The 11,395-nt window shown below is 29.3% G+C and carries 12 protein-coding genes; 10 read left to right on the top strand and 2 right to left on the bottom strand.

What is annotated here, in order from left to right:
- Positions 1–152: 152 nt before the first annotated feature.
- Positions 153–584 carry an RrF2 family transcriptional regulator gene (locus KQI16_RS06410; protein WP_216432871.1) on the top strand — a complete coding sequence of 144 codons (432 nt, stop codon included), beginning with the start codon at positions 153–155 and terminating at the stop codon, positions 582–584.
- 78 nt (positions 585–662) lie between these two features.
- Here the strand turns inward: KQI16_RS06410 and KQI16_RS06405 are convergent, their stop codons facing one another.
- Positions 663–914, bottom strand: coding sequence for a TIGR03905 family TSCPD domain-containing protein (locus KQI16_RS06405; RefSeq protein WP_216432869.1), 252 nt, complete (start codon positions 912–914; stop codon positions 663–665).
- A 199-nt stretch (positions 915–1,113) separates the two neighbouring features.
- Between KQI16_RS06405 and KQI16_RS06400 the strand changes: the two genes are divergently transcribed.
- On the top strand, positions 1,114–1,992 hold the full coding sequence (locus KQI16_RS06400) for a YncE family protein (protein WP_216432867.1): 879 nt from the start codon (positions 1,114–1,116) through the stop codon (positions 1,990–1,992).
- Here the strand turns inward: KQI16_RS06400 and KQI16_RS06395 are convergent.
- The gene (locus KQI16_RS06395; protein WP_216432865.1) at positions 1,989–2,522 is read right to left on the bottom strand and encodes a DUF4364 family protein; all 534 of its coding nucleotides are present in this window, start codon (positions 2,520–2,522) and stop codon (positions 1,989–1,991) included. The two genes, KQI16_RS06400 and KQI16_RS06395, sit on opposite strands and share 4 nt — an antisense overlap.
- Before the next feature lie 125 nt (positions 2,523–2,647).
- Here KQI16_RS06395 and KQI16_RS06390 point away from each other — a divergent pair, with 125 nt between their 5' ends.
- The 8 genes from KQI16_RS06390 to KQI16_RS06355 all read left to right on the top strand — a co-directional run.
- Entirely contained in the window at positions 2,648–3,409 is a 762-nt protein-coding gene (locus KQI16_RS06390) for a polysaccharide deacetylase family protein (protein ID WP_216432862.1), read from the top strand.
- Between the two features lie 98 nt (positions 3,410–3,507).
- Positions 3,508–4,167, top strand: coding sequence for a single-stranded DNA-binding protein (locus KQI16_RS06385; protein WP_216432860.1), 660 nt, complete (start codon positions 3,508–3,510; stop codon positions 4,165–4,167).
- Positions 4,168–4,786: 619 nt separating this feature from the next.
- The gene (locus KQI16_RS06380; protein WP_216432858.1) at positions 4,787–5,704 is read left to right on the top strand and encodes an ABC transporter permease; all 918 of its coding nucleotides are present in this window, start codon (positions 4,787–4,789) and stop codon (positions 5,702–5,704) included.
- 12 nt (positions 5,705–5,716) lie between these two features.
- Positions 5,717–6,673, top strand: coding sequence for an ABC transporter permease (locus KQI16_RS06375; RefSeq protein WP_216432856.1), 957 nt, complete (start codon positions 5,717–5,719; stop codon positions 6,671–6,673).
- 12 nt (positions 6,674–6,685) lie between these two features.
- On the top strand, positions 6,686–7,696 hold the full coding sequence (locus KQI16_RS06370; protein ID WP_216432854.1) for an ABC transporter ATP-binding protein: 1,011 nt from the start codon (positions 6,686–6,688) through the stop codon (positions 7,694–7,696).
- Positions 7,696–8,679: an ABC transporter ATP-binding protein gene (locus KQI16_RS06365; RefSeq protein WP_216432851.1), complete on the top strand. Its 984-nt coding sequence runs from the start codon at positions 7,696–7,698 to the stop codon at positions 8,677–8,679. The genes KQI16_RS06370 and KQI16_RS06365 overlap by 1 nt, the downstream gene beginning before the upstream one ends.
- Positions 8,680–8,734: 55 nt before the next feature.
- A complete protein-coding gene (locus tag KQI16_RS06360; RefSeq protein WP_216432849.1) occupies positions 8,735–10,384 on the top strand; it encodes a peptide ABC transporter substrate-binding protein in 1,650 nt (549 codons plus the stop codon).
- A 109-nt stretch (positions 10,385–10,493) separates the two neighbouring features.
- Positions 10,494–11,395: transposase (locus KQI16_RS06355; RefSeq protein ID WP_216432848.1), on the top strand; the 902-nt coding region annotated here is incomplete at its 3' end.

Below are 11,395 nucleotides of genomic sequence, written 5' to 3'. Positions count from 1 at the left end.
GTCTGCCCATTAAACGAGGAATAATATTCCATATTAGTTTGAATTAAGAATTTTGTTATAAAAAATGATTATAGTCCAAATGTCAACTGAAAATTTTTTCTAAAAATTAAACACTAGTGAATTATAGAATATAATTAGAAAAAGGTGATTAAGTGAAAATTTCTACAAAAGGAAGGTACGGATTAAGAGCCTTAATGGATATGGCTATAAATGCAGAAAAAGAATGTATAACTATAAAAACAATTTCTGAAAGGCAAAATATATCAGAAAGGTATTTGGAGCAAATATTTGCTTTGCTCCGAAAGGGTGGAATAATTGTAGGACGTAAAGGGGCTCAAGGCGGCTATAATTTAGTAAAGAAGAAAAGTGAGATAACCATAGGGGAAATCCTTAAGGTTCTTGAAGGTGAAAATATTTTTATAGATGTAAATAATAATGAAGAAAATGAATTGGAAGACTTTATGAACAAAAATTTATGGAACAATATAAATACCTTGATTGAGAATTACCTTGAATCAATAACTTTAGAAGATTTAGTAAAAGATTATAATAAATCAACAGAAAATTTAATTTACTATATTTAAAAATGAGTGGCATTGGCTGCTCTTTTTTTATATAAAAAAGAGGAAGGAAAGAAAAGGTAAAAGATTACCTTTTTCAATTTATAAATTAGCAGCTTTATATTCCTCTAAAGCCCTTGATAATTGATCTGGGCATGATGTGCCTTTTCCTTTACAATCTATTCCTTTTAATTTTGATATAGCATCATCTATATTCATACCTTTAACTAAAGCAGAAATTCCAAAAAGATTTCCTGCACACCCTCTAATAAATTCAACATTTTTTATCAAATTATTTTCTACTTCAAGATGTATTTCTGTTGAACAAACCCCTTTTGTTTTATAGACAAACATATTATACCTCCTTTATTGAATATATAACATAACACAAACTATATTATATATTTATTTTAATAATAAATGAAGAAAAAAATGTGGAAAAATGAAACAAAATACAGGAAGTTGTCCCATTAATTCTTTTCTTTCATATATTATAATATGGATTTTAATCTGGATAGGAATTTGTATTTTAGCTTATAAAGGGAGGTGCTCTATGGACTATTTACTTGTTTGTAATACAGGCAGTGATACTATTAGTAAAATATCTCTTAAAGATTATAGTGTTAAAAAAATAGATTTAGGCTTTTTTCAAAGATCATTAGGTCCAAGCGGTATATACCTTGAGAATAATATTCTTTATACTGCTAATAGCTATAGTAACACTGTTTCCATAGTTAATTTAAATAGTTTTAAAGAAGAGAGCAGCCTCTACGTTGGTGCTCATCCCAATGATCTTATAAAGTCTGATAACTGTTTATATGTAGCCTGTTCAGAATCTAATGTTTTGGCTGTTTACGATTTAAATGAAAAAAGAATAATTTTAGATATTGCAATAAATTGCTGGCCTCATAATATGGAAATTAAAAAGGATGAGAAACTTATTTTTGTATCTAATTTTCTTAGTAATAATGTATCCGTAATAGATATACAGACAAATAAGGTTATTGGAGAAATTAGTACTTATGAGTATCCAACTAAAATTAAAATTTCTAAAGACAATAAATATTTATATGTTTGCGAAAGTTATATGGGAAATAGTTTAGGTGGTTATATAGAAATATTTGATTTAACTACTAGCAAGGCTGTTAGTAAAATAAAGGTAGGAAAAGAACCTATGGATATAGTAGAAACTATGGAAGAATTATATGTATGTAATTTTGGGGAAGGGACTATAAGTATAATTAATAGAAAGTTATATAAAGAAGTAAAAAAGATTTATGTAGGTGGAATGCCGAAGGCTATATTAAAAGAAAAGGATATGCTTATAATTTTAGATTATTTGCAGGGGAGAGTCATTATTTTAAATTTAGTTGAAGGAAGTAGAAAAGCCATAACAGTAGGAAAAGAACCTAATGCTATGACTTTATATTAGTGCTCCTCATTAAATAAAAGGTTCATAATGTTATTATATATATCAGTAGGATTTTCTTTCCATTTATTAGTAAGGGAAGAAGCTTGCTTTTTATTAGGAACAGTTATTTTTAATGAAAGAAGTAAATTTTCATTTTCTAATGCCTGTAAATCAATTAAGTAGGTTCCATCTTTATTTAAGGTATAAGTTCCGCTTATGCTTAGCTCTTTTTTTATTGAATCCTCCATTGAGAGAAGGTAATCATCGATTATCTTCTTTTTTAATGGGGTAATTCTGTCAGCAAAAAAAGTAAGGGCATTTACTCCGTTTTCCGTAATATAAATTAAATTCTTATCATTGACTTTATCATACCTTAGGAACTTAGATGTAATAAGTTCACTAATATATTGTTGTAAGGTAAAATAATTTATAAAATTATTTTCAAGGATTATTTCTGTTAATTGAGCATTAGTAATTGGATATTTTAAATTATTTATAACATACAAAACTAATAATTTATTTTCTGCTAATTCAGCTGAACTTTCGTACATTTTTAACCTCCATCTTAGAAAGTATAATTTAATTATATCATAAATTTTTCTAAGTTAATAATATTGTCATTAATATTATTAAAGAAGAATATAGATTAATGAATAATGTTTTGGAGGATAATTATTTGAAAAGAAGACATAAAGTAATTATTAACTTTTTTATTTTAATTTTGTTTATTATAACATCTATTATATTAAATGAAAATTATATATATACAAATTCAGAAGCGGAACAATCCATACCGATATATAGAGTAAAAAGAGAGGATAAAGCTGTTTCTATAACTTTTGATATAAATTGGGCGGAGAAGGATGAAATTTATAACATATTAGATATACTTGAAAAATATAATGTAAAGGCAACCTTTTTTATTATGGGAGCTTGGGTAAATTATAGTGAAGAAAATAAAGAAAAACTCATTAAAATTATGGAAGGAGGGCATGAAATAGGAAACCATAGTTATAAGCATCCAATGTTTTCGCAAATAGATGAAAATAGGATGAGAGAAGAACTTGAAAAGACAAATAAAGTAATTGAAGAAGTAACAGGGCTAAAAACAAATCTATTTAGGTTTCCAAGTGGAGATTATAATGAAAGATCAGTAAAATTTATAAATAATTTAGGATATAAATGTATCCAATGGGATGTTGATTCTGTTGACTGGAAGGAACTGGGCGCAGATATTGAGTATAACAGGGTTATGAAAGGAGTAAGAAGTGGTTCAATTTTACTTTTTCATAATGATGCAAAGTATACTCCAGCTAATCTAGACAGAATAATTAAAGAATTGTTAAGTAAAGGTTATACTTTTGTTCCAGTTGGAAAATTAATTTATGAAGATAACTATTATATAGACATAAATGGTGAGCAAATAAAAAGTAATTAAAATTATTGAAAAATGATGTTGTTTTGTATTATAATGGAAATATATCCTAAAGATTTAAAATTATCATTAAAATTACTAAGGGAGAGAGGGGTTAGTTTATGGATAACTTAATGTTAAATAATAAGATATATTTAGAGGGGAAAATTGTATCTGAATTAGAATTTAGTCATGAAATGTATGGGGAAGGCTTTTATACATTTTTTTTAGAGGTAATGAGACTAAGTGACTCTGTAGATGTTTTGAATGTAACTGTATCTGAAAGATTAATTGCAAATATGGATATGTCTATTGGTAAAGAGATAATAATTGATGGTCAACTTAGATCATATAATAAATTTGTTGATGGAGCTAATAAATTAATTTTAACTGTATTTGCAAGAAACATAGAACCTTGTATTGAAAAGAGTAAGAATCCAAATGAAATTTTCTTAGATGGTTTTATTTGTAAAGAACCTGTTTATAGAACAACACCTTTTGGTAGAGAAATTGCTGATGTTTTATTGGCTGTAAATAGAGCTTATAATAAATCAGATTATATTCCTACAATTGCTTGGGGAAGAAACTCTAGATTTTGTAAAACTCTACAAGTAGGAGATAATATTAGAGTTTGGGGAAGATTACAAAGCAGAGAATATCAAAAAAAGATAAGCGAGACTGAAGTAGTTAAGAAAGTAGCTTATGAAGTATCAATTTCAAAAATGGAAAAAGTTAATAAATCAGAAGAAAAAACAGATGAGAAAAAAGAAGATGTAATATAGATTTTGATTATAGCTGGTTAGATAATATCTAATATACAGAAGTAAAAAATAGTACTTATTTTATGTAAGTAATTTAAAAAGAAGAGTGGAAGCACTCTTCTTTTTTGTAAATCTTGATATAGTTATTAATATTTAACTATATTAATTATATTTCTGATTATGTTAAGAATATTAAAATTTTAATTTTGCTTTAAAATATTGTGAGAAAATCATAGAAATATAATTATATATAAATAAATAATGTATAATTTAATAAAAAAAAGGAAATATAATCTTAGGTAGTAATCTCGTAATAAATATATTTATTATGAATGTAATTAAAAGAAATAATATAAATGTATTAATAATTTAATAAATGTATTAAATAAAATTGCTAATAATAAAATGAAATTTGGAGAAGCTAAACTTGCAAAAATCTAGTGAAAAAGCCTATGTAAATGTTTACTAATGTGTTTTTGAAAAATTTTCAAACTTAAATTATTAAGTAAAAAAATTGATATTTTATTAAAATAATAAATATAAATTTAAAATATTAATTGACAAATTCAAATAATATAATATAATTAATAATATCTACAATTTGGAATGTGTGTAGAACAATGAATGGGGGTTTATACAAATGGTAAAGTATATAGGTAAAAGACTCTTAACAAGTATAATTACTATTTGGGCGGTTATAACAATAGTATTTTTCTTGGTAAGAATGATGCCTGGTGGCCCATTTGATGGAGAAAAAATAACTCCAGAAATGAAGGCTCAATTAAATGAAAAATATGGATTAGACAAGCCTGTAGGAGAACAATATAAACTTTATATAAAGAATTTATTAAAGGGTGACTTTGGTAAATCCATGAAATATAAAGGTAGAGCAGTATTAACAACTATAAAACAAAGTTTTCCTAATTCGGCTAAAGTAGGTATAGTAGCAATAGCGTTTTCAGTAGCAGTTGGAGTTTCCCTTGGAGTGGTTGCGGCATTAAATGCTGATAAATGGCCTGATAGAGTTTGTACGGTAATATCAACCTTGGGAATAACTATACCAAGTTTTGTAATGGGAACATTTTTAATTTATATTTTTACAGTTAAATTAAAAATATTACCAGCTACAGGACTAAGCAAGCCTAAGAATTATATAATGCCTGTAATTGCATTATCCGGAAGTTCAATGGCTTCAATAACAAGATTAACAAGAGGAAAGTTAATAGACGTATTAAAGTCTGATTATATTAGAACTGCTAAGGCAAAAGGATTAAGTGCAAAAGCAGTAATATTAAAACATGCCTTAAGAAATTCGTTAATACCTGTTATCACTTATTTAGGACCACTAATAGCAGGTGTTTTAACAGGATCTTTTGTAGTGGAAAAAATATTTGCTATACCTGGTCTTGGTAATGAATTTACTTTAACTATTACTAATAGAGATTATACATCATTATTAGGAGTTACAGCATTCTATTGTACGCTAATAGTAATATGTAACTTACTTGTTGATATAGTTTACGTTCTAATAGATCCAAGAATTAAATTAGATAATTAGGGGGGTAAAGGAATGGACGATTTAAAAAATTTGAACATAGATAAAGAACTATTTACTCCTTTAAAAGATGATGAAAAGGAATTTGAACAAATAGTTAGACCAAGTATTGGATATTGGGCTGATGCTTGGAGAAGATTAAAGAGAAATAAATTAGCGATATTTTCACTATGTATAATTATAGTTATCATGTTATTTGCTTTTTTTGGACCAATACTTTTTGAAAAAATTAAAGGATATACATACTATGATATAAATCTTCAAGCAAAAGATTTAAGACCAAGCTTTGAACATTGGTTTGGAACTGATAACTTAGGAAGAGACTTGTTTGTAAGAGTAATGTATGGTGCTAGATATTCTTTAATTATTGCAATTGCTGCCGCAGCTATTAATTTAGTTATAGGAGTTTTATATGGTAGTATTGCTGGTTTCTTTGGCGGTCAAGTTGATAATATAATGATGAGAATAGTTGATGTTTTATACTCTATACCAACTCAAATATATGTTATTATTTTGATGGCATCTTTCAAAAAAGAAGGTTCAACAGGACTTGTAACTATAATTTTAGCTATGGCAATATCTTATTGGGTAGGTATGGCTAGAATAGTTAGAGGTGATATTCTTCAACTAAAACAACAAGAGTTTGTTTTAGCAGCAAAAGCACTAGGCGCATCAAATACAAGAATTTTATTTAAACATTTGATACCTAATTCAATGGGATCTATTTTAGTTACATTAACATTATTTATACCTTCAGCTATATTTACTGAAGCTTTCCTAAGTTTTATCGGTTTAGGAATCAATGCTCCATTAGCTTCTCTTGGAACATTGGCTAATGATGCTAGTGGATTATTATCAACGGCTGCTTATCAGTTGTTATTCCCAGCAGGTATGATTTGCTTAATTATTTTAGCGTTTAACTTGTTTGGAGATGGTTTAACAGAAGCTTTAGACCCAAAGAATAAAAAATAGGAGGAGAAACAATTGAGTAAGTTATTAGAAGTAAAAAATCTAAAGACCTCCTTTAAAACACATTTTGGTGATGTACAATCAGTAAGAGGGGTTTCTTTCTACTTAAATAAGGGAGAGGCTTTAGGTATAGTTGGAGAATCTGGATGCGGTAAGTCTGTTACTATGATGTCTATAATGAGATTATTACCAGATAATGCTGTTATAGAGGCTGATAGCATTCAGTTTAAGGATAAAGAAATTTCAAAATTAAAAGAAAAAGAAATGCAAATGTTAAGAGGAAATGAGATGGCTATGATTTTCCAAGATCCTATGACATCTCTTAACCCATTATATACTATAGGAGAACAATTAACAGAGCATTTAATAAAACATAAAAAAATATCAAAAAAAGAAGCTTTAGAAAAAGCGGTTGAAATGTTAAAATTAGTAGGAATTCCAAGCCCTGAAAAAAGATTAAAACAATATCCTCATGAGTTTTCAGGTGGAATGAGACAAAGAGTTATGATTGCAATGAGTTTAATTTGTGATCCAAAGCTTATTATAGCTGATGAACCTACTACAGCTCTAGATGTTACTATTCAAGCGCAAATATTAGATTTAATGAAGGATTTAAAAAATAAATTAGATACTTCTATAATCTTAATAACACATGATTTAGGTGTTGTTGCAGATTTATGTACAAGAATAAATGTAATGTATGGTGGAATAATAGTAGAAGAAGGAACTGATGAAGATATATTCTATAATCCAAGACATCCATATACTTGGGGATTATTAAATAGTGTTCCTAATCCAAAAAGTGAGAAAAAAGAAAAATTAAAGCCAATTGAAGGGCAACCACCAGACTTATTAAAACCACCAGTAGGATGCCCTTTTGCGGCAAGATGTAAATATGCAATGAAGGTTTGTGTTGATCATCTTCCACCGTTATTTGAAATATCTGAAGGACATAGAGCTGCATGTTGGTTAAATCATGAAAATGCACCAAAAGTTGAAGCACCAATTAAGGGAGGGGAAGAATAATGGAAAAGAAAAATGATGTTATTTTAGAAGTTAAAAATCTTTGTAAATACTTCCCTGCTAATAAAGGTTTATTTACTAAAAAAAGCTATGTAAAGGCAGTAGATAATGTTTCTTTTACAATAAAAAGAGGTGAAACTTTAGGTTTAGTTGGAGAGTCTGGTTGTGGTAAAACAACAACAGGAAGAACTATCTTAAAGTTATATGAACCAACATCAGGAAAAATTATCTTTAATGGTGAAGATATAACAAGATATAGTGAAAAGAAAATGGTTCCTTTAAGAAAGAATATGCAAATGATATTCCAAGATCCTTATGCTTCTCTTAATCCAAGAATGACTGTTGGGGACATTATCGGAGAAGCTATAGATATACATGGTTTATATAAGGGCGATGAAAGAAATAAAAGAATAATGTACTTATTAGAAAGAGTAGGACTAAATAGTAGTCATATTAGCAGATATCCTCATGAGTTTTCAGGAGGACAAAGACAAAGAATAGGTATTGCAAGAGCTCTTGCAGTGCAACCAGATTTTATCGTTTGTGATGAGCCAATATCCGCTCTTGATGTTTCTATACAAGCACAGGTAATTAATATGCTTGAAGAACTTCAAGAAGAATTTGGTTTAACATATTTGTTTATTGCCCATGATTTATCAATGGTTAAACATATTTCTACACATATTGGAGTTATGTATTTAGGTCAAATGGTTGAAAAGGGACCAGCAGATGATGTTTATTTAAGACCAAAACATCCATACACTCAAGCCTTACTTTCTGCAGTACCAATTGCAGATCCAAAGGTCGCTAAAAATAATAAGAGAATTATTTTAGAAGGAGATATACCATCTCCGATTGATCCAGCACCTGGTTGTAGGTTTAAGGGTAGATGTAGATATGCTAAACCAATTTGCGGTGAAGTTGATCCAGAACTTAGGGAAGTTGAACCTGGTCACTTTGTTGCCTGTCATTTGTTTAATAAATAAGCTATCTATTGCATAAGCAATTTAGATAAATAAAAAATAATAAGGGGGAAAAATTATGAAAAAGAACAAGCTAAAAAGACTTTGTGCGCTTGCACTAACACTTGCGCTTGGAATGTCAGTATTTGCTGGTTGCGGGTCTAAAGAAGAAGCAACTGAAGGACAGACATTAATTTACAACTTAGGGGAAGATCCAGAAACAATCGACCCTACTTTGAATACTTCTCTCGGAGGTTCAACAATAATTAGTAACGCTTTTGAAGGTTTATTAAGACTTGATGAAAATGAAAAGGCAATACCTGGCGTTGCTGAGGAATACGAAGTATCTGATGACCAATTAGTTTATACTTTTAAATTAAGAAAAGATGCTAAATGGTCAGACGGAGAACCTGTAACAGCTGAAAACTTTAAATATTCATGGGTTAGAGCTTTAGATCCAGCTACAGCTTCTAAATATGCTTACCAATTATTCTATATTAAGAATGCTGCAAAATTCAATGCTGGTGAAGTAACTGCTGATGAATTGGGAATTGAAGTAGTTGATGATCATACTTTAGTGGTTACATTAGAAGCACCTACAGCTTATTTCCCAGAATTAATGGCATTCCCAATATACTTCCCATTAAGAGAAGATATAGTTTCTGCAGATCCAGAAGGTTGGGCTTTAGATCCATCAACATATGTTTCAAATGGACCTTTCAAACTTGTAGAATGGACAATGAAAGATCAATTCGTATTTGAAAAGAATGAAAATTACTGGAATAAAGATGCGATAAAACTTGATAAGCTAGTAATGAAGATGGTTACTGATGAAAATACTGCTTATGCTTCATTAAAATCAGGTGAATTCGATATGATCGATACTGTTCCACCAGCAGAAATTGAAAACGGAAAAAATGAAGGATTAGTTACAATTTATCCTAACCTAGCAACTTATTTCTTAGTAATCAATGTTGGTAAACAAGATACTTTAGATGCTGATGCTAAAAAAGTTTTAAGCGATAAGAGAGTAAGACAAGCGCTTGCTTTAGCTATAGATAGAAAAGCTATAGTAGAAAATGTTACTAAAGCTGGTCAAGTACCTGCACATTCATTTGTACCTGTTGGTATTTTAAATGAAAAGGGTGAAGACTTTGCTTCAAAAGAATATTATGATGCAAATGTTGCTAATATAGAAAAAGCTAAGGAATTATTAGCTGAAGCAGGATATCCAAATGGAGAAGGCCTTCCAACATTAGAATTCATGTATAACACTGAAGGATCTCACAAAGATATAGCTCAAGTTATTCAACAAGATTGGGCAAAGATAGGTGTTAAAGTTGAATTAACTAACCAAGAATGGAAAGTATTCTTAAATACTAGACAAGAAGGACAATATGAAATTGCTAGACATGGTTGGTCTGCAGACTATGTTGACCCTATGACATTCTTAGATATTTGGGTAACTGGCGGCGGAAACAATGACGCTGGATTTAGCAATGCTAAATATGATGAACTAGTTGCTAAAGCTAAAACTGAATCAGATGATGCTAAGAGATGGGAATACATGAAACAAGCAGAAGATATTTTAATGGATGAAATGCCAATAATTCCATTATATTACTATACTAAGGTTAAAGGTGCAAAACCAGAAGTTAAAGGAGTTAGAGTTTTAACTCTAGGTCAAGTTTACTTTGACGGTGCTTACTTAGAAGAATCTGCAGAATAATAAATTTAAAGGGGCTGTCGCACTAAGTGATTAGTGCGTAGCTCCTTTTTTATGTAAAAAAATAAATCCCGAACTTCGAGAAGTAAGGGATTTATGGTAAAATATTAGTATGCTAAAACATAACATTTTACAAAAAAATTATACGCTTAATCAAAGATATTTTCAATTAAAACTTCCAATAAATATCGATTGTATGATCCCAGAAAATGATTCGGTGCGTTTGCTAAGTCAATTTGTAGAGGAGATGGATTTAGAAGATTTATATTCGACTTATTCCCGAGTTAGGGAAAATCAAGCAACACCACGTCAGATGCTGAAGATTGTACTTTATTCTTACATGAATCATATTTATTCATCACGGTCCATGGAAACAGCTTGCCATCGTGATATTAACTTCATGTACCTTCTTGAAAATTCACCAAAACCCGATCATTCAACCTTTGCAAGGTTTAGAAGTTTGCATTTTGCACCCTGTGCTGAAAGAATTCTAGCTGAAATGACAAAGTTTCTTTTTGCTATAGGAGAGATATCTGGAGATGCTGTTTTTATTGATGGCACAAAAATTGAGGCTTGTGCAAACAAATATACTTTTGTTTGGAAAAAAGCTGTTACAAAAAACTTAGAAAAGCTACTGATTAAATTAGCAGATTTAGTGGCTGAATGTGAGGAATTATACGGCATTAAGCTTGTTTATCAGAATAAAGTAAAAATGAAGCACGTAAAAAAGCTCCGTAAAAAACTTTATGCTCTTAAACATGAAGAAAAAATAGAGTTTGTATATGGATGTGGAAAAAGAAAAACTTCATTGCAGCGCTCTATTGAAAAACTTGAGGAATACATGGATAAGCTAAAGGAATATACTCAGAAAATATATATTTGTGGTGATCGCAACAGCTATTCAAAAACAGATAATGATGCAACATTTATGAGGATGAAGGAAGATGCTATGAAAAATGGACAACTTAAACCTGCTTATAATGTACAACATGGAGTAGATTCAGAATACATTAC

The sequence above is a fragment of the Caproiciproducens sp. MSJ-32 genome, assembly GCF_018918055.1.
GTDB lineage: Bacteria > Bacillota > Clostridia > Clostridiales > Clostridiaceae > Clostridium.
This window is presented reverse-complemented; position numbering and strand designations above follow the sequence as displayed.

Excerpts from the sequence above, each read along its gene's own strand:
- KQI16_RS06405 (WP_216432869.1), bottom strand. The coding sequence starts at position 914 with ATGTTTGTCTATAAAACAAAAGGGGTTTGTTCAACAGAAATACATCTT.
- KQI16_RS06400 (WP_216432867.1), top strand. The coding sequence starts at position 1,114 with ATGGACTATTTACTTGTTTGTAATACAGGCAGTGATACTATTAGTAAA.
- KQI16_RS06395 (WP_216432865.1), bottom strand. The coding sequence starts at position 2,522 with ATGTACGAAAGTTCAGCTGAATTAGCAGAAAATAAATTATTAGTTTTG.
- KQI16_RS06385 (WP_216432860.1), top strand. The coding sequence starts at position 3,508 with ATGGATAACTTAATGTTAAATAATAAGATATATTTAGAGGGGAAAATT.
- KQI16_RS06380 (WP_216432858.1), top strand. The coding sequence starts at position 4,787 with ATGGTAAAGTATATAGGTAAAAGACTCTTAACAAGTATAATTACTATT.
- KQI16_RS06375 (WP_216432856.1), top strand. The coding sequence starts at position 5,717 with ATGGACGATTTAAAAAATTTGAACATAGATAAAGAACTATTTACTCCT.
- KQI16_RS06365 (WP_216432851.1), top strand. The coding sequence starts at position 7,696 with ATGGAAAAGAAAAATGATGTTATTTTAGAAGTTAAAAATCTTTGTAAA.
- KQI16_RS06360 (WP_216432849.1), top strand. The coding sequence starts at position 8,735 with ATGAAAAAGAACAAGCTAAAAAGACTTTGTGCGCTTGCACTAACACTT.